The organism is Streptosporangium sp. NPDC050284 (assembly GCF_044459525.1).
Lineage (GTDB): Bacteria > Actinomycetota > Actinomycetes > Streptosporangiales > Streptosporangiaceae > Streptosporangium.
The window spans coordinates 506,755-523,725 of the sequence record NZ_JBITIZ010000003.1 but is presented as its reverse complement, the minus strand read 5'-3'; the positions used below and the strand labels follow the sequence as shown (position 1 = coordinate 523,725).

21 protein-coding genes and 1 tRNA gene are annotated in these 16,971 nt (G+C 67.9%); 17 read left to right on the top strand and 5 right to left on the bottom strand.

Annotated elements, in window-relative coordinates; all coding sequences use genetic code 11:
- Nucleotides 1-72 precede the first annotated feature (72 nt).
- The 3 genes from ACIBH4_RS10010 to ACIBH4_RS10000 are packed head-to-tail and all read left to right on the top strand — an operon-like array spanning nucleotide 73 to nucleotide 3,202.
- Complete coding sequence (locus ACIBH4_RS10010) at nucleotides 73-1,776, top strand: replication initiator (protein ID WP_362762828.1); 1,704 nt, start codon at nucleotides 73-75, stop codon at nucleotides 1,774-1,776.
- The gene (locus ACIBH4_RS10005; protein ID WP_362503450.1) at nucleotides 1,773-2,027 is read left to right on the top strand and encodes an excisionase family DNA-binding protein; all 255 of its coding nucleotides are present in this window, start codon (nucleotides 1,773-1,775) and stop codon (nucleotides 2,025-2,027) included. The genes ACIBH4_RS10010 and ACIBH4_RS10005 overlap by 4 nt, the downstream gene beginning before the upstream one ends.
- On the top strand, nucleotides 2,027-3,202 hold the full coding sequence (locus tag ACIBH4_RS10000; protein ID WP_362762831.1) for a site-specific integrase: 1,176 nt from the start codon (nucleotides 2,027-2,029) through the stop codon (nucleotides 3,200-3,202). The genes ACIBH4_RS10005 and ACIBH4_RS10000 overlap by 1 nt, the downstream gene beginning before the upstream one ends.
- An 80-nt stretch (nucleotides 3,203-3,282) precedes the next feature.
- On the opposite strand, the gene ACIBH4_RS09995 is transcribed toward ACIBH4_RS10000, so the two are convergent.
- A tRNA-Gly gene (locus ACIBH4_RS09995) sits at nucleotides 3,283-3,356 on the bottom strand.
- A gap of 130 nt (nucleotides 3,357-3,486) precedes the next feature.
- Between ACIBH4_RS09995 and dcd the strand changes: the two genes are divergently transcribed.
- The 3 genes from dcd to ACIBH4_RS09980 all read left to right on the top strand — a co-directional run bounded on the left by dcd (nucleotide 3,487) and on the right by ACIBH4_RS09980 (nucleotide 6,229).
- Nucleotides 3,487-4,062: a dCTP deaminase gene (gene dcd / locus ACIBH4_RS09990; RefSeq protein WP_362503403.1), complete on the top strand. Its 576-nt coding sequence runs from the start codon at nucleotides 3,487-3,489 to the stop codon at nucleotides 4,060-4,062.
- A 544-nt stretch (nucleotides 4,063-4,606) separates the two neighbouring features.
- Complete coding sequence (locus ACIBH4_RS09985) at nucleotides 4,607-5,224, top strand: DUF47 domain-containing protein (protein ID WP_030924556.1); 618 nt, start codon at nucleotides 4,607-4,609, stop codon at nucleotides 5,222-5,224.
- Nucleotides 5,225-6,229 carry an inorganic phosphate transporter gene (locus ACIBH4_RS09980; RefSeq protein WP_362503400.1) on the top strand — a complete coding sequence of 335 codons (1,005 nt, stop codon included), beginning with the start codon at nucleotides 5,225-5,227 and terminating at the stop codon, nucleotides 6,227-6,229.
- Between the two features lie 116 nt (nucleotides 6,230-6,345).
- Here the strand turns inward: ACIBH4_RS09980 and mshD are convergent, their stop codons facing one another.
- Nucleotides 6,346-7,263 carry a mycothiol synthase gene (gene mshD / locus ACIBH4_RS09975; RefSeq protein WP_362503397.1) on the bottom strand — a complete coding sequence of 306 codons (918 nt, stop codon included), beginning with the start codon at nucleotides 7,261-7,263 and terminating at the stop codon, nucleotides 6,346-6,348.
- A gap of 131 nt (nucleotides 7,264-7,394) precedes the next feature.
- Here mshD and ACIBH4_RS09970 point away from each other — a divergent pair, with 131 nt between their 5' ends.
- Both ACIBH4_RS09970 and ACIBH4_RS09965 read left to right on the top strand, forming a co-directional pair.
- Nucleotides 7,395-9,200 carry a bifunctional metallophosphatase/5'-nucleotidase gene (locus ACIBH4_RS09970; protein ID WP_362503394.1) on the top strand — a complete coding sequence of 602 codons (1,806 nt, stop codon included), beginning with the start codon at nucleotides 7,395-7,397 and terminating at the stop codon, nucleotides 9,198-9,200.
- 241 nt (nucleotides 9,201-9,441) lie between these two features.
- Nucleotides 9,442-9,732 carry a hypothetical protein gene (locus ACIBH4_RS09965; RefSeq protein ID WP_362762834.1) on the top strand — a complete coding sequence of 97 codons (291 nt, stop codon included), beginning with the start codon at nucleotides 9,442-9,444 and terminating at the stop codon, nucleotides 9,730-9,732.
- Here ACIBH4_RS09965 and ACIBH4_RS09960 read toward each other — a convergent pair.
- Nucleotides 9,729-10,442, bottom strand: a complete 714-nt coding sequence (locus tag ACIBH4_RS09960; protein WP_362503392.1) for a response regulator transcription factor — start codon at nucleotides 10,440-10,442, stop codon at nucleotides 9,729-9,731. The two genes, ACIBH4_RS09965 and ACIBH4_RS09960, sit on opposite strands and share 4 nt — an antisense overlap.
- A gap of 206 nt (nucleotides 10,443-10,648) precedes the next feature.
- Between ACIBH4_RS09960 and ACIBH4_RS09955 the strand changes: the two genes are divergently transcribed.
- The 4 genes from ACIBH4_RS09955 to ACIBH4_RS09940 all read left to right on the top strand — a co-directional run bounded on the left by ACIBH4_RS09955 (nucleotide 10,649) and on the right by ACIBH4_RS09940 (nucleotide 13,102).
- A complete protein-coding gene (locus ACIBH4_RS09955; RefSeq protein WP_362503389.1) occupies nucleotides 10,649-10,900 on the top strand; it encodes a MoaD/ThiS family protein in 252 nt (83 codons plus the stop codon).
- Between the two features lie 100 nt (nucleotides 10,901-11,000).
- On the top strand, nucleotides 11,001-11,681 hold the full coding sequence (locus tag ACIBH4_RS09950) for a DUF2993 domain-containing protein (RefSeq protein ID WP_362503386.1): 681 nt from the start codon (nucleotides 11,001-11,003) through the stop codon (nucleotides 11,679-11,681).
- A 48-nt stretch (nucleotides 11,682-11,729) separates the two neighbouring features.
- Nucleotides 11,730-12,242 carry a sigma-70 family RNA polymerase sigma factor gene (locus ACIBH4_RS09945; RefSeq protein ID WP_350943074.1) on the top strand — a complete coding sequence of 171 codons (513 nt, stop codon included), beginning with the start codon at nucleotides 11,730-11,732 and terminating at the stop codon, nucleotides 12,240-12,242.
- On the top strand, nucleotides 12,239-13,102 hold the full coding sequence (locus ACIBH4_RS09940; RefSeq protein ID WP_362503382.1) for a zf-HC2 domain-containing protein: 864 nt from the start codon (nucleotides 12,239-12,241) through the stop codon (nucleotides 13,100-13,102). Before ACIBH4_RS09945 ends, ACIBH4_RS09940 begins: the two co-directional genes overlap by 4 nt.
- On the opposite strand, the gene ACIBH4_RS09935 is transcribed toward ACIBH4_RS09940, so the two are convergent.
- On the bottom strand, nucleotides 13,083-13,241 hold the full coding sequence (locus ACIBH4_RS09935; RefSeq protein ID WP_362503379.1) for a hypothetical protein: 159 nt from the start codon (nucleotides 13,239-13,241) through the stop codon (nucleotides 13,083-13,085). The two genes, ACIBH4_RS09940 and ACIBH4_RS09935, sit on opposite strands and share 20 nt — an antisense overlap.
- 70 nt (nucleotides 13,242-13,311) lie before the next feature.
- Here ACIBH4_RS09935 and ACIBH4_RS09930 point away from each other — a divergent pair, with 70 nt between their 5' ends.
- From ACIBH4_RS09930 to ACIBH4_RS09910, 5 genes are all read left to right on the top strand, one after another.
- Nucleotides 13,312-13,728 carry a TlpA family protein disulfide reductase gene (locus tag ACIBH4_RS09930; RefSeq protein WP_399171811.1) on the top strand — a complete coding sequence of 139 codons (417 nt, stop codon included), beginning with the start codon at nucleotides 13,312-13,314 and terminating at the stop codon, nucleotides 13,726-13,728.
- Nucleotides 13,729-13,789: 61 nt separating this feature from the next.
- On the top strand, nucleotides 13,790-13,903 hold the full coding sequence (locus ACIBH4_RS09925; RefSeq protein WP_362503376.1) for a putative leader peptide: 114 nt from the start codon (nucleotides 13,790-13,792) through the stop codon (nucleotides 13,901-13,903).
- A gap of 62 nt (nucleotides 13,904-13,965) precedes the next feature.
- Nucleotides 13,966-14,364 (top strand): DUF4395 domain-containing protein, encoded by a 399-nt coding sequence (locus tag ACIBH4_RS09920; protein WP_362503373.1) that lies wholly within the window; start codon nucleotides 13,966-13,968, stop codon nucleotides 14,362-14,364.
- Between the two features lie 15 nt (nucleotides 14,365-14,379).
- On the top strand, nucleotides 14,380-15,219 hold the full coding sequence (locus ACIBH4_RS09915; protein WP_362503370.1) for a sulfurtransferase: 840 nt from the start codon (nucleotides 14,380-14,382) through the stop codon (nucleotides 15,217-15,219).
- Nucleotides 15,219-15,515 (top strand): DUF1416 domain-containing protein, encoded by a 297-nt coding sequence (locus ACIBH4_RS09910; protein ID WP_362503367.1) that lies wholly within the window; start codon nucleotides 15,219-15,221, stop codon nucleotides 15,513-15,515. Before ACIBH4_RS09915 ends, ACIBH4_RS09910 begins: the two co-directional genes overlap by 1 nt.
- 299 nt (nucleotides 15,516-15,814) lie before the next feature.
- On the opposite strand, the gene ACIBH4_RS09905 is transcribed toward ACIBH4_RS09910, so the two are convergent.
- Nucleotides 15,815-16,870, bottom strand: a complete 1,056-nt coding sequence (locus ACIBH4_RS09905; protein WP_362762837.1) for a DsbA family protein — start codon at nucleotides 16,868-16,870, stop codon at nucleotides 15,815-15,817.
- Nucleotides 16,871-16,971 lie beyond the last annotated feature (101 nt).

The window sequence follows — 16,971 nt, the reverse complement described above, 5'->3', positions numbered from 1 at the left end:
TCACCTCCTCAAAGACCCCTACAGCGATGCCTGCCGGATCTCCGTCGACGTGGTCAACCGAGAGGAGGCCATGTGACCGATACCCCCATCCCCTCGCCGAATGGCTCCGACCGCACCTTGCCCCGCCTCGTCCGTGACACCCTGCCCCTCGCCTTGGACGTCGCCATCGAGGTCGCCAAGAACAACGGTGTGTGCATCCGGCCGATCGAACTGCGGCGCCTCGACACTCACACCGGCCTGACCGAGTCGTTCAACATCCCCTGCGGCGCCACCCAGGAAGCCAAGTGTCCGCCGTGCGCCAACCGCAACCGCCAGCTCCGCCGGGCGCAGTGCCGGGAAGGCTGGCACCTCGACCATGAACCGGTCGCCGAACCCAACCCCTCCACCGAAGAGCAGCGGTGGCTGATCGAGTTCCGGGCCGACGTGCAGGCCAAGCGGGATGCGGCCGAACACAACGGGGAAGAGGTCGCCGACTGGGACGAGGCGATCGCCGGGATCGATGCGGAGATCAACGTCGCTGGGATGCGGGGCAACGTCCTGGGTGGCCGATCAACTCCCAAGCGCTCCCGTTCCACGAGGCGGCGCCAGGATGCGCCGGACCTGCCCAAGCGGGCCAAGCAGAACACGACCCTGGGGCGGACCTTCATCGCCTCCGACGGCAAGGTCTACCGACCGTCCCTGTTCGTCACGCTGACCCTTCCCTCGTACGGACGCGTTCGCAACGGCGTTCCGGTCAACCCGAGCACGTATGACTACGCGGCGGCGGCTCGCGATGCCCTGCACTTCTCCAAGCTGGTCGATCGGTTCGTGCAGAACCTACGGCGGGTGGCGGGCTATGACGTGCAGTACTTCGCTTCCGTCGAACCACAGAAGCGGCTCGCTCCTCATCTGCACATGGCGATCCGCGGGACCATGCCGCGTGCGGAGGTCAAGGCGATCGCCGCCGCGACCTACCACCAGGTGTGGTGGCCGTCCGTCGATGAGGTCCGCTTCGACGGTGACCGTCTGCCGGTCTGGAGCGAGCGGGCCGAACGGGCTGAGCCCTACCCGGACGGGCAGGCCGGCGACTACCTCGACCCGGCCACCGGGGAACTCCTGCCCACCTGGGACGAGGCGCTCGATCTGCTCGGCACCGGCGAGGGGGCCGAACCCCTGCATGTGGTTCGCTTCGGTGCTCAGGTCGATGTTCAGGGCGTGCTCGCCGGATCACCGGACGCTGACCAGTGCATCGGCTACCTGTCGAAGTATCTGACCAAGAGCCTCGGTGACCCCCTCGACCCTGATGACCCGGACAACCACGCTCGCCGGGACCACGCGACTCGGATGGTCGAAGCGCTGCGCTACGAACCCTGCTCGCCGACCTGCCCGAACTGGCTGCGGTACGGCGTGCAACCCAAGGGGGCCAAGGCGGGCATGATGCCGGGCCGGTGTAAGGGCAAGGCACACAAGGCCGAACACCTCGGCTACGCGGGCCGTCGCGTCCTGGTCTCCCGTAAGTGGTCGAACAAGACCCTGCGCGAGCACAAGCAGGATCGCCGGGCCTGGGTGCTCGACATGCTCGGCCTGCCCGACGAGACGGTGACCGACCCGCACCGCTACGTCTGGCGGCCGGTCTCGCCCAAGGATCCCAACCGGACCCCGCTGGCCAAACGGCTGCTGCGTGAGGTCGCCAATCGCCAGCGCACCCGCGCACGCCTGATCGAACTCCAAGCCAGAGCGGACGGCATCTCTGTTCCAGATCTTTCGGCAACTCCGGGACTGGAGGTGGCGGCATGACCAGGAAGACAGGGCAAGAGCCCGCCTCGCCTCTCCCGGAACTCGCTCAAGGTCGGTTGCTCACCGTCGAAGAGGTCGCCGAACGGCTGAACACCTCGGTCCGCTTCCCCCGTCGCCTGATCGAGGAACGCCGGATCGCCTTCATCCACGTCGGGCGCAACGTCCGCATCCCCGAAGCGGCTCTTGAGGCGTTCATCGCTGCCGGGCTGGTCGAACCGATCACCACCACACGACGCAGGAGGGCCGCGTAATGGTCAAGACCGCTGTTGCCGCTCCCGGGGAAGGTCCCCGGCGCAAACCGACAAAGAGGCGTTTCGGGCGCGTTCGGCAACTGCCCTCCGGTCGGTTCCAGGCTCGTTACCGGGGACCGGATGACATCGACAGGGCGGCTCCGGAGACCTTCGCGACCAAGCGCGACGCTGAGGTCTGGCTGACCAAGAAGGAGGCCGAGATCCTCGCGGGGGACTGGAGCAATCCGGACCTCGGCAAGGTGGCCTTCAAGGAGTACGGCTCCGACTGGGTGAACGAACGTCCCGGCCTGCGGCCCAAGACGGTCCAGCTCTATGAGGGCCTGCTCCGCCTGCACCTGGTCCCGACTTTCGGCAACCTGGCCGTGAGTGAGATCAAGGCGGCTCACGTGCGCAAGTGGCGCAAGACGCTCCTGGACGAGGGAGTCGGACCGGTCACCGTCGCCAAGGCGTACCGGCTGCTCAAGGCGATCATGAACACGGCGGTGGAGGACAAGATGATCAAGTCGAACCCGTGCCAGATCAAGAGCGGCGGTAAGGAGGAGTCGCCCGAGCGTCCGACGCTCACCATGGAACAGGTCTTCACGCTGGCCGGTGCGATCGAACCGCGGTTCCGGGCGCTGGTGCTCCTGGCGACGTTCGGCAGTCTGCGGTGGGGTGAGCTGGCGGCGCTCCGGCGCAAGAACCTCGACCTGGACGCCCGGACGGTCCGGGTGGTGGCCTCCACCACCGAACTCAAGGACGGATCGGTGACCGTCGGCCTGCCCAAGTCCGTGGCCGGTACGCGGACGGTCGCTCTTCCCGAGGTGGTGGTCTCGGAGCTTCGCGCGCACCTCGACACGTACACCGACGAGCATGACGAGGCGTTCGTCTTCCTCGGCGCGAAGGGCGCGATGCTGCGGCGGCCGGCCTTCAGCCGGATCTGGGCCAAGGCGCTGAAGGGGGCGAACCTCTCCGGCGTCCACTTCCACGACCTTCGCCATACGGGCAACACGTTCGCCTCGCAGTCGGGTGCGACGCTGCGGGAGTTGATGAACCGGATGGGGCACTCGACCACGCGGGCCGCGCTGATCTATCTGCACACCGAGAACGGACGGGATCAGATGATCGCCGACGGCATGGGAAAGCTCGCCGAAGCCGCTCTCAAGAAAGAAGATCCACCGGCATCGGGCACGTAACGGGCACGGAAGATCGAAAGCGCTCCGAAAACAACTAAGGCCCCGGTTCGGATTTGCATCCTGACCTGGGCCTTCAGTCTTGGAGCGGGTGACGGGAATCGAACCCGCGCTGTCAGCTTGGGAAGCTGATGTTCTGCCATTGAACTACACCCGCGTGCGGCGTACCGCGCGTCACCACTCTAGCGGAAAGTTGGGCGGCTCTCGCCCCTGAAGGGAAGCAAGATTCGCAGGACGGGCTTCACGGCTTCGGCGTCGGCGGGTTCCGAGTTGGTAGGTTCCAACACGTGCTGCTTTCCGATCGTGACATCACCGCTGAGATCAAGGCCGGGAGGGTGAGGATCGATCCCTTCCAGCCGGAGATGATCCAGCCGTCCAGCGTCGACGTGCGCCTGGACCGCTACTTCCGGGTCTTCGAGAACCATCGATACCCTCACATCGATCCGGCGGTCGAGCAGCCCGATCTGACGCGGATGGTCGAGCCGGACAAGGGTGAGCCGTTCATCCTGCATCCGGGGGAGTTCGTGCTGGCGAGCACGTACGAGGTCGTCACGCTGCCGGACGACATCGCCTCGCGGCTGGAGGGCAAGAGCTCGCTGGGCAGGCTCGGGCTGCTGACGCACTCGACGGCCGGGTTCATCGATCCGGGGTTCAGCGGGCACGTCACGCTGGAGCTCTCCAATGTCGCGACACTGCCGATCAAGCTCTGGCCCGGTATGAAGATCGGTCAGCTCTGCATGTTCAGGCTCAGCTCTCCGGCCGAGTATCCCTACGGTTCGGAGAAGTACGGATCCCGCTACCAAGGGCAGCGGGGCCCGACGCCGAGTCGTTCCTACCTCAACTTCCACCGGACACCGATCTGAGGACTCCGGAGCGGGCTCCCGACAAAGATGAACTGACAGTGAATTCAAAGTGAACTTTCCTGTCGGGACGGGCTGTTTTGACGGGATGAATCCACTGGAGAGCGGGAGTGTCCCGGGGCTCGTGAGGGCGAGAGGCCGAGGGGGCAGTCCTGCGGTCAGGGCTGCTGTGAGCAGCGACAACGCGGTTCGGCGGGTGGCCGTGACGGAAATCACTCCGAGGTTTCTCGACGGGGCGACGGCCTCTGGTGATCTCGGTGAACCGCCCGGGAAGTACGTCAGAGGCGGAGGTTTCCGACGTGAACCTGGGGAAGATGCCGGATGGCGTTCAGGGGCGAAGAAGTCCCATACTTGGCCTGTCTTCGTCATACTGTGGCCGAAAACCAGCAAAAACGGTCATCGGAAAGATGCCCTCAAGGCTGCCTCAAGCCGTGTGTCACTGGGTAGCGACATCGGGAAGAGTGCATGTCTAGCGGGTGAAGTTCGTATTTCCGCTGGTAACCCTTACCCTTCTCTGCGGACCATCCCCGCACATCTGGAGAACGACGTGCGTCTGCGTCTCACACCTAGTGAGGACAGCTACTACGACTTGTTCGCCGACTCGGCGAACAACCTCGTCACAGCGTCCCGCCTGCTGGTAGAGATCATCAGTGACGGATCGGACAGGGAAGCCCTGGCTGAGAAGATGCGCGCATGTGAGCACGCCGGCGACGAGCGTACTCACGCGATCATGAATCGACTCAACGAGAGCTTCATCACCCCCTTCGACCGTGAGGACATCTATCGCCTCGCCTCGAACCTCGACGACGTCATGGACTACATGGAGGCGGCCGCCGACCTCATCGTCCTGTACCAGATCGACCACCTCCCCAAGGAGGTCGTCCGGCAGGTCGAGGTCCTGGAGCGCGCCGCGGAGCTCACCGCCGAGGCGATGCCACGGCTGCGTTCGATGAAGAACCTCAACGAGTACTGGATCGAGATCAACCGGTTGGAGAACCAGGCCGACCAGGTCTACCGCCGCCTTCTCGCCAAGCTCTTCGGCGGGGAGTACGACGCGTTGACCGTCCTCAAGATGAAGGAGGTCATCGATCAGCTTGAGATGGCCGCCGACGCCTTCGAGCACGTGGCCAACACGATCGAGTCGATCGCGGTCAAGGAAAGCTAAGTGGATCTCACGCTCGCACTCGTCATCAGCGTGGTGGTCGTGGCGTTGGTGTTCGACTACACCAACGGCTTTCACGACGCCGCGAACGCGATCGCGACCTCCGTCTCGACGCGCGCACTGACGCCGAGGGCCGCGCTGTTCATGGCCGCGGCGATGAACTTCCTGGGTGCGCATCTCGGTACGCAGGTGGCCGCGACAGTCGGCAAGGGCATCATCGACGCTCCGCAGGGGAGCCACGGTCTCGTCATCGTCGGTTCCGGTCTGATCGGTGCGATCACCTGGAACATGGTCACGTGGTACTTCGGCCTTCCCTCCTCGAGCAGTCACGCGCTGATCGGCGGCCTCGTCGGTGCCGCGCTCGCCTCGGCGAGCGTCGTCCACTGGGACGGGGTGGTGGAGAAGGTCGTCATTCCGATGATCCTGTCTCCGCTGGTCGGCTTCAGCCTCGCCGGGCTGATCATGATCGGGATTCTGTGGGGGTTCCGGCGCGCCCAGCCCTCGAAGGCGAACCGGGGCTTCCGGCACGCGCAGACCGTGTCCGCGGCGGCGATGGCGCTGGGGCACGGCCTCCAGGACGCGCAGAAGACCATGGGGGTCATCTTCCTCGCCCTCGTGGTCGGCGGCTACCAGAACGACGGTGACCCGATTCCCCAGTGGGTCATCCTCGCCGCCGCCACGGCCATCTCGCTCGGCACGTACGCGGGCGGCTGGCGGATCATGCGGACGCTGGGACGCCGGATCATCGCGCTCGACCCGCCGCAGGGGTTCGCCGCGGAGGCGGCCGCCGCGACCGTGCTCTACACGGCGGCCATCGGCTTCGGCGCCCCGATCTCGACCACCCACACGATCACCAGCGCGATCATGGGCGTCGGCGCCACCAAGCGCCTGTCGGCCGTGCGCTGGGGCGTCGCGGGCAACATCGTGACCGCCTGGGTCCTCACGATCCCGGCCTCCGCGTTCGTCGCCGCGCTGTCCTACTTCGTGCTCCACTGGATGATCGAGTAGTCCTCGGGCGACCGCGCCGGACCGGGGTGCCCTCGGTCCGGCGCGTCCTGCCTTCGGGGGCACCCCAGGTGCCCGGGGGACGCCTCCGCCCCCCGGGTGTCACGCGAGGGATGTCCCTACTTCCGGTACATCACGTCGACGTCCCAGCGGGTGAAGCCCAGCCCCTCGTACAGGCGGATCGCCGCGGGGTTGCTCTCGTCCACGTACAGCATCACCTGGCTCAGGCCCCGCGACCGCAGGTAGGCCAGGCCCGCGAGGGTGAGCGACCTGCCCAGGCCGCCTCCCCGCTCCGCGGGGTCGACTCCGACGACGTACACCTCGCCGAGAGGATCGTGCGCGTGGTCGCCGTCGCCGTGGACCTTGGTCCAGTGAAAGCCCACCAGCCGGTCGCCGTCGCCGGTCGGACGTACGGCGAGGAAGAATCCGGCCGGGTCGAACCAGGGTTCCCGCTCACGCCGCTCCAGATCCTCGATCGTCCACGCCCCCTGCTCGGGGTGCTGGGCGAACGCCCTGGCGTTGAGCGCCACCCACGCCTCCCGGTCGGAGGCGCCGGGCTCGAACGTGCGCAGCCGCACCCCCTCGGGAAGCTCGAAGCCGGGGATGTCGGAGGACAGGGAGCGGCGCATCCGCCACAGGGACCTGATCCTGTCGAAACCCGCCGACCGGGCGAGGGCCTCGGCGGCCGGATGCCCGCCGTGCGCCCACAGGCGCAGGTGCCCGCCGGTGTGGTCGAGCACGGACTCCAGCAGCCGGCGCCCGTATCCCCTCCCGCGGAACGCCGGGTGGACGACCAGCTCCCCGCTGGGGCCCTCGACGGGGTCGGTCGGGTCGACGTGGGCGTAGCCCGCGAGGTCGTCCCCGACGTACAGCAGCACGGCTCCGGCCCGCTCGTCGCCGCCGTAGCGCAGGTGCAGCATGACATGTTCGTTGAGCGGTCTGACCTTGTCGGCCTCGGTGGCCGCCTCCACCACCGCGAGAACGTCGGACACCTCCTGGTCGCCGAGCGCTCCCCGGTACTCCACACGCACGTTCATGGTGTGGACTCTAGGCGGGCAGGTCCTTCCCGAGCTCACCGGGGACTGGCAAAAGGCGCCATGCGCTCGCCGGGGGAATCGTTACCTCTAGGCCATTCCCTGCACAGATAGTCCCTTTAGTGTCGTGGTCCATGACGTCTCGTTCCTTCCAGCGGTTGGTCATGGCGGGTGTGCTCGCCGGGACCAGTCTCGTGCTCGCGATTGGACCGGCAGAGGCGGGCAACAAGCCCGCCAAGCCCGCCAAGACGGTGCCGGTCCGCCTGCTCTCCCTCAACGACTTCCACGGCAACCTTGAGCCACCGACCGGTTCATCCGGCCGCATGGTCGACGAGACCGGCGCGACGGTCGACGCGGGCGGTGCCGCGTACGTCGCCACCCACCTCAAGCAGCTCTCCGACAAGAACACGTTGAAGGTCGCCCAGGGCGACCTGATCGGCGCCACCCCCCTGATCTCCGCGGCCTATCACGACGAGCCTTCCGTGGAGTTCCTCGGCAAGGTCGGCGTCACCGCCTCCGCCGTGGGCAACCACGAGTTCGACGAGGGGTACGCCGAGCTCAGGCGCATCATGAACGGTGGCTGCCACCCGGTGGACGGCTGTTCGCCCGCCGGTAGGTGGAAGGGCGCGAAGTACAGCTACATCGGCGCGAACGTCATCTTCAAGCGGCCGGCGAAGGGCGCGGAGAAGCAGGCGCTGGAGGCGCTGGGCGGGACGAACAGCGCCTCGCTGCGCAACCTCCTCAAGGACTACGGCATCCCCGCGCTGCCCCCGGTCGCGATCCGCTGGATGAACGGCGTGCCGATCGGCTTCATCGGCCTCGTCACCAAGACCACCCCGGACATCGTCACCTCCGAGGGCATCAAGGACCTTGAGTTCATCGACGAGGTGAAGGCCGCGAACGTCGCGTCCAAGCTTCTCCAGATCGTCGGAGTCAAGGCCCAGGTCGTGCTCGTGCACGAGGGCGACCAGGTCACCGCGGGCCAGTCGCCCGACGCGTGCAGCGCCCAGCCCGGCGCGGGCAACCGGATCGCCACGCAGGTCGACGCCGAGATCGACATGATCCTCAGCGGTCACTCCCACCAGGCGTACCTGTGCAATGTGGCCGACCCCAGGGGCGGCAACCGTCTCTACAGCCAGGGCGGCTCCTTCGGCCGGGTCATCACCAAGGTCGACTTCCAGGTGGACGTCAAGACCCGCGACGTCGTGCGCTCCACGGTCGTGGCCGACAACCAGGTCGTGACCAGGACCGTCACCCCCGACGCGGAGATCGCCACGTTCGTCCAGACGTGGAAGGACCGCGTCGCGACGGTGGCGAACCGGCCGATCGGCAGGATCACCGCGGACATCACCAACACCGCCGTGGCCTCGGGGGAGTCCTCCCTCGGCAACCTCATCGCGGACGCCCAGCTCGTCTCGACCAGGACCGGCGGCAACGCCGAGATCGCGCTGATGAACCCGGGCGGTGTGCGGGCCAGCCTCAACTACGCGGGCTCGCCCGCCGGTGAGGGAGACGGCGTGGTGACGTATGGCGAGGCGTTCACCGTCCAGCCGTTCAACAACCTCATGCAGGTGGTCACGCTCACCGGTGCGCAGCTCAAGACCGTTCTGGAGCAGCAGTTCGTCGGCGGTCCCAACGCCCAGGCGTTCACCAAGATCCTGCAGCCGTCGTCGAACTTCACCTACACCTACAGCGCGAGCGCGCCGTGGGGTTCGAAGGTCTCCGACATGAAGATCGACGGTGTCGCGGTGACGGACACCCAGACGATCAGGGTCGCGGCCAACAACTTCCTCGTCGGCGGCGGTGACGCGTTCCTCGCCTTCAGGGACGGCACCGACCTGTGGAGCGGCCCGCTGGACATCGACGCCTTCGCCGCCTACTTCGCGGCGAACCCGTCGATCACGCCGCCGGTGCCCAACCACATCACGATCGTTCCCTGACGCGGGTGCGAACCGTAACGCGGGCGAAAGGCGCGCCGCGCCGCGGAGGTCGCGGTACGTCGTGAGGCGTGACGCACCCGTGAGGATGTGACACGCGGCAGAGGTCCACCGGACGCGTCCGGTGGGCCTCTCTTTCGAGATTCCGCACTTCTGTGGAGGGGCGGCGTACGTCAGGGGATGTACGGGTGACCTCCTCCTCGCGGGGGTCGGCGAGGCGGGTGCGGTGACCTACCGTGTCAGGGTGAGGACCAGGAGGACCGACGCGCTGACAGCGGCCGTGGTGCTGGCCGGGATCGTCGGGGGCACCTACGGCGGGCTGTCCGGTTCGGGGTCCCCCGAGCGCCCGCTGGACACGCGTCGCCTTCGCCTACGAGTCCGGACTCGTCACACCGGGCAAGGCCGGGACGCCCGGGCGCGAGGGCACCTGACTCCCGCCCTCGCGAGAGCCGTCGCGGGGGGGCGGGAACGTGCCAGGGCCGTTCCCGGTGACTCCTGGAAGTCCTGGGAGCTCCAGGGAGAACGGGATCCCTAGTGGCGGACGGGCTCGCGCTCCTCGACGGCCTCGTTGCCGCGCTCGGGAACGAACCGGTAGCCGACGTTGCGTACCGTGCCGATCAGCGCCTCGTACTCGGCGCCGAGCTTGGCGCGGAGCCGCCGGACGTGGACGTCCACGGTGCGGGTGCCGCCGAAGTAGTCGTATCCCCAGACCTCCTGGAGGAGCTGGGCGCGGGTGAAGACCCTGCCGGGGTGCTGCGCCAGATACTTCAGGAGCTCGAACTCCTTGAAGGTCAGGTCCAGCGCGCGGCCGCGGAGCCTCGCGGTGTAGGTGGCCTCGTCGATCGACAGGTCACCGTTACGGATCTCGTCCGGCACCTCCTCGGCGGCGGACAGGTTGAGCTTGCCCACGGCCATCCTGAGCCGCGCCTCGACCTCGGCGGGTCCGGCGGTGTCGAGGATGACGTCGTCGGTGCCCCACTCCGCGGTCAGCCCGGCGAGACCGCCCTCTGTGACGATCACCACCAGGGGGCAGGCGACGCCCGTGGTGCGCAGCAGCCGGCACAGGCTTTTGGCCTGGACGAGCTCGCGGCGCGCGTCCACCAGAATCGCATCGGCGGGCGGGGCGTCGAGCAGGGCGGATGCCTCCGCGGGCGCGACCCGTACCGAGTGCAGCAGTAGCCCCAGCGCCGGAAGCACCTCAGTCGAGGGCTCAAGGGCGTTGGTGAGCAGCAGGAGATTGCTCACGATGCCTCCTTCCCGCGTCATGTCGGCGATAGCCGTACAAACACGTAAGGACCCGGGGGCTACGTTGCCCAGGTCCCGTAGTAGGTGAGGATAACCCACAAGGCCGTAGCGTCCAGCGAACGTCCACCTGGTGAACACCCGTTCTCCAGGTGAATTCGCCGTAATGGTGCGGTAACCCTACGTGTGTTTGGGGAGTTGATTCACAGATGGCGTTGGTCGTTGTCAGATATTGGGCTGCGGCAAAGGAAGCGGCGGGGGTCGCCGAGGAGCGTTCGGAGGCCGCGAACCTTGCCGAGTTGATGACGAAAATCACATCGAACCGTGACAGGCTGGCTCGCGTGCTGACCCTGTCGTCGTTCCTGGTGAACGGGGATCCGGTGGGCAGGAGGGCCCACGAGACGATCATCCTGACGGACGGGGCGACGGTCGAGGTGCTTCCCCCGTTCGCGGGCGGCTGAGGGGGGTGGAAGCTACCGTCGGCGCGGCGTTTCGGACAGGATTGCCGGGGGAGGTCACGCCAATGGCACCCCTTGGGCCGGAGAACGAAAAGGGAGTCGAATGCGCAAGCTGATCGGTTTTCTCCTCCTACTTCTCGTTCTCGTGGTGATCCTCGACAGGGTCGCCGTCGCTGGTGTCCAGCGCGAGATCGCCACGCAGGCGACGGCCAAGTACGACCTCTCGGCCCCACCCGAGGTCACGATCGAGGGCATCCCCTTCCTCACTCAGGCGATCGCCGGGCGCTACGAGGAGGTCAACGTCGCCGCGGGCGCGATGACCGTCTCGGGTATCCGCCTGTCGAGCGTCGACTTCACCCTGCGCGGTGTCACGGCCCCGCTGGAAGACCTGGTGCTCCGTCCACGGCAGGTGGACATGCGCGCCGAGCGCGTGGAGGGGGCGGTGGTCGTCCCGGTGGAGACGATCAACCAGAGGGCACCTCGCGGGATCAAGGTCGAGGTCGCGGGTGACGCGCTCAACCTCAGCGGGGAGATCACCGTGCTGGGGCAGAAGGTGCCCGTGAAGGCGGATCTCAAGGTCGAGATCGCCGAGGGCGGCCTGCAACTCACCCCGGGGAAGGTGACCCTGGGCGGCGGTATCCCCGTCCCCAACCCCGAGCGGTTCATCAACTACCGCATCCCGATCGGGAAGCTGCCGTACAACCTCAAGCTGACCGAGGTGAAGGCCGTGCCGGAAGGGCTGCGCATCTCGGGCGAGGCCTCCGACGTACCCCTCCGAGGCTGAACGTGGCCCGTGCCTGAACCGGATCGTCCCGCCGTACGTCGTGAGGATGTGAGCCAAGCCGGAACCGCCGACGAGCAACTCGTGAGGGCGCTCTTCGACGAGCACGGCGGGCCACTGTACGGCTATGTGCTGCGGCTGACGGGCGACTCGGGGAGAGCGGAGGATGTCGTGCAGGAAACGCTGTTGCGGGCCTGGCGCCATCCCGACGCGTTCGCCGGCCGCTCCATCCGCGCGTGGCTGTTCACGGTGGCACGCAATCTCGTCGTCGACCAGCATCGCGCGCGCAAGGCGCGCCCCCCGGAGACGGGGGACGAGGCGCTCGCCGTGGTGCCCGCCGACGACGAGCTGGAGCGGGCCGTCGAGTCGTGGGCGATCGCCGAGGCGCTGGCCGCGCTGAGGCCCGAGCACCGCGAGGTACTGGCCGAGGTCTACTACCAGGGGAAATCCGTGAAGGAGGCCGCCGAGTCGCTCGGCATCCCCGCAGGGACGGTTAAATCGCGCACGTATTACGCGCTTCGGGCGCTCAAGCTGGCGCTGGAGGAGCGGGGGCTCGCGCCATGATGACCTGTGAAGAAGTACGGATATCGCTCGGCGTCTACACGCTCGGTGCCCTGGAGGCGGACGAGCGGGTGCTCGTCGAGGCCCATCTCGCCGAGTGCGCCGAGTGCCGGGCCGAGCTGGAGGAGCTGTCCGGGGTGGTGACGTTCCTCGGCAGGGTGTCCGAGGGCGACGTGGCGCAGGTGGCGAGCCCGCCCACGGTGGTGCTCGACCGGCTGCTCAGCGCCAAGGTCAGGCGGCACCGTACGAACCGCCTGATGCTCTCGCTCGCCGCCTCGGTCCTGGTGGTCGGGCTCGGCGGCGGGACCCTGTGGGCCGTCACCCAGTCACCTCCGGAGACCACCACCGCGTCGGCGCCCCGGTCGTCGGCCGAGGACGCCGGGGACGCCGGTGACGCCCAGGAGGACACCGAGGGCGGGGCTCCGGCCGACGCCGCCGGCAGTCAGGAGAGCACCCGGTCCTTCTCGGACTCGGCCGCGCCCGACGGCGACGCCAGGGCGAAGGCCTCCCGTTCCCCGGTGTCCAGTCCAGCGCCGGAGATCCTGCTCGCCCCGAGCGAGCTGCGGTTCGAGGGAGCGGACGACACGGGTACGGTCCGGGCGGTGGTGACCGCGTCCGCGGGCGAGGGGGCGACCACGGTCAAGGTCGTGCTCACCGGGGTGGCCAAGGGCACGCGCTGTCGGCTGGAGGTGATCGGGGAAGGCGGACTGAGGGAGACGGCGGGCAACTGGGTCGTCAACCGGGCCGCCTATGACAGGTCGGGCTCTTTCACGGCCACCACCACGATCCCGCCGGAACGGATCACGGCCTTCGAGATCACCACCGCCGGCGGACGGGTACTGCTCACGATCCCCACCCGCTGAACATGTCGGGGGTCGCGTTCGGGATCTTCACCCGTTGAGCCTGCCGGGGGTCGCGCTCGCGATCCCCGTCGCCGTTGAACCCGTTGACGTGCTGCTCGCGGTTTCCGTCCGCCGAGCCTGCCGGGGCGGCGGTGCTCACGGCTCCCACCGGCCGAAACCGTTGGGGCGGCGAGGGAATGGCCTGGGACGTGCGCCTGTTGTCGTGTTCCGTGACAGGTTCGACGGTGGTGGTCGTCACCATCGCCCTCGCCACGCTCACGGGGGTGGCGATGCGGCGGCGAGACGGCGTGGCGCGAGAGGTGACGGACGAGGTGGAGCGGCTCACGTCCGGCGACATCCACGCGGAGCTGGGGGAGCGGGCCACGCTCGTGCAGTTCTCCACCTCCTTCTGCCAGCCGTGCCGGGCGACCCGGCGGATCCTCGGCGAGGTGGCCGAGATGGTGCCCGGCGTCGCGCACGTGGAGATCGACGCGGAGTCCCGCCTCGACCTGGTCCGATCACTGAACATTCTGCGCACCCCCACCGTCCTCGTCCTCGACGCGTCCGGGCAGGTCGTCAAGCGTGCCTCGGGCCAACCCAGGAAAGCCGACGTCATCGGCGCCCTCGGTCTGGCGGTGGGCGAATGAGCGGGGCACCCTATCGGCCATTGAACGATCATGTCTCAGAAATTGGACAGGGATGTGACAGATGGCGGGACGCCGGGGTAATGTCATGGACATGAACTCCACGACAGAGCTGCTCACGAAGCGGCGCGCGGTTGATTTCTGCCGCGTGACCACCGCGCTCTGTCGCATTTCCTAAGGGCGATCTCAAGCGGCCGTCGAGCCGCACCGATCTGCACAACCCTTCAGGAGCATCAAGCGATGCAGGTTGATTCCCGAGCTCTCCGTTTCTCCGCGGTTGTGACCACCGTTGTGCTCGCACTCGTCCTCGTGACGGGGAACGCATGGCTGCTGGTCGCGCAGGCCGTCGTGTTCGCACAGGGCGTTCTCGGCACCTCGCCGTACGGGATGATTTTCAAAGGGATAGTGAAGAGTCCGCCGAAGGAACTCGAGGACGCAGCCCCGCCGCGCTTCGCGCAGGGGGTCGGACTCGCTTTCGCACTGGTGGGCTTGGTCGGATACGTCGCACAGATCACGCCGTTGGCCCTCGGCGCCGTCGCAGCGGCACTTTTCGCCGCTTTTCTCAATGCCGCTTTTAGTTTCTGTCTCGGCTGCGAGATGTTTTTGATCATTCGCCGTTTACTACCCGCCGCACGATGATCCTGGAGGATCACCATGAGCCGCTCCGCCGTCCTGGTCGACGCCGACTGGGTCGAGGCCAACCTCGACACCCCCGGTGTCGTCCTCGTTGAAGTGGACGAGGACGCCAGCGCATATGACAAGGGCCACATCCGTGGCGCCGTGAAGGTCGACTGGAAGCAGGACCTGCAGGACCCGGTCCGCCGTGACTTCGTCGACCGCGAGGGCTTCGAGGCGCTGCTGTCCGCCCGTGGCATCGCGAACGACGACACCGTGGTTCTCTACGGTGGCAACAACAACTGGTTCGCCGCCTACGCGTACTGGTACTTCAAGCTGTACGGCCACGAGAACATCAGGCTTCTCGACGGTGGCCGCAAGAAGTGGGAGCTTGAGTCCCGCGAGCTGGTCAAGGAGGTGCCCAGCCGCCCCGCCACGACCTACAAGGCCAAGGAGCAGGACCGGTCCCTGCGTGCCTCCCGTGACGAGGTCGTCGCCGCGATCGGCAAGCTCAGCCTGGTCGACGTGCGCTCGCCCGACGAGTTCACCGGCAAGCTGCTCGCCCCCGCGCACCTTCCGCAGGAGCAGGCTCAGCGTGTCGGCCACGTACCCACCGCCCGCAACATCCCGTGGTCCAAGGCTGCCAACGACGACGGCACCTTCAAGTCCGACGAGGAGCTCAAGTCCCTCTACGAGGGCGCGGGCGTCGACTTCGGCAAGGACATCATCGCCTACTGCCGCATCGGGGAGCGCTCGGCTCACACGTGGTTCGTGCTGCACGAGCTCCTCGACCAGGCCGGTGTCAAGAACTACGACGGTTCATGGGTTGAGTACGGCTCGCTGGTCGGCGTGCCGATCGAACTGGGAGAGGCCCGATAATGACTCAGGGATGCGCTGCTCCGGAACAGACGGTTGCCCTTCCGGCCGGGATCGATCTTGCGAACCAGGCCGTCATCCAGGGCGTGGTAACGGGCGCGGGCACGGCCTACGCCCGTCTGCTCGACCACTCCGGTGAGTTCACCGGTGAGGTCGTGGTGTCCGAGGAGGGAGTCTTCCGCTTCTTCGCCGCCCCCGGTGACTGGACCGTCCGCATCATCGCGGGCGGCGGGGTCACCAAGGACATCCCGGCCCAGGCCCGCCTGGGTGAGGTCACCCAGCTCGCCGTGGCCGTCTGACCCTTCGGGGCCGACCTCGCCACAGCGAGAACCGGTACGTTGCTCGACCGGCAAGAACGGTAAGAACCAGCACGTTGAAAGGACCGGCGTTCCCTCGGGAGGGCCGGTCCTTTTCGCTGTGCCGGACGCGCGGAAGGCTCGCCGTCCACGGCGGTCCGCCGGTTCCGCGGACCGGCTGTTCCGGAGGGTCGCCCGTTCCGGGGCCGATGTTCCCGGAGGTCAGTCCCCGGGGGTCGCGTCAGGCGGTTGTTCCCGGAGGTTCACCCTCGGGGAAGAGGGCGAACCTCCACTTTCTCGCGTCAGACGGCGAGCCGGCTCTCGACGCGGTCGACGGCGTCGACGTAGTCGGGATCCGGGGACATGGCCGCAGCCAGACGCAGGTGCGGCAGGGCCTCGGGGTGCCGGTTGGCGCGTTCGAGGGTCCTGCCGAGCAGGAACCGGGCGTAGTGGTCACCGGGGGTGCGCTCCAGAAGCGCCTCCAGCGTCTCCCTCGCCCTGCCCAACTGGGCGGAGCCGAAGTAGGCGCGGGCCGCCAGCAGCCGGACGGCGGGGTCGTCGCCATGATCGGCCAGTAGCGGGCGCAGCGTTCGCAGGGCGCCGAGGGGGTCCCGCGCATCCAGCAGGGTCTCGGCCTGGCGCAGCCACCTGACCTCGTCGGGGAGTTCCCGCCGGGGAACGGCGTGCCGTACCAGATCGGCGAGGACCTCCGGCGGCTGCGCGCCCGTGACGGCCGTGTCGCCGACCACGAAGGTCGGCGAGGTGGTGACGCCCTCGGCCTTTCCGCGCAGCAGCCAGGAACGAACCTCGTCCGCGCCGTCGCCGCGGTCGAGAGCCTCGGCCATGCCGTCCAGACCGGCTTCGGCGGCGAGCGCCGCCAGGGTGGCGCGGTTCCCGATGTCGGAACCTTCGACGAAGTGGGCGCGCAGGATCCGCTCCACGACCGTGTCCTGGAGCGCGGCCCCGCCCTGTTCGTAGGCGAGGGCGATCACCCGGTGGGCGTCGAACGTGTTCGCCCGCCACACGGCGCCCCGTCGCCCGCCGTCACCGGGCCGGTTCCCCGCCAGGGCCGGAGCCGTCGTCGCGACCGGAGTGGAAGCCGGAACCGCGGTCGGGGTGGAAGCCGAAGTCAGGGGCGAGGGCGGGGTCGGGTTCGAGGGCGGGGTCAGGGCTCGCAGGGCGCCCTCGGCGACCTGGTCGCGAAGCTCCTCCTCCAGCGGCTCCGACGGCACCGGAGCCATCGGATCGATGACGTACGGGCGCCAGACGATCTCCACGTCCTCGCCGAGTTTCGCCTGCTCCAGGCGTCGCTTGCCGATGTAGGCCCACGCGCAGGCCATGTCGGCCCAGACTTCCATGCGCTTCATTGCCGCTGCAACAAACGGGGGCGGTCGTTTATTCGACCGGCGTTTCGGCCTCGTCGGCCGGGCTGCGTTCCTTCAGGGGAGTCGTTAGCATG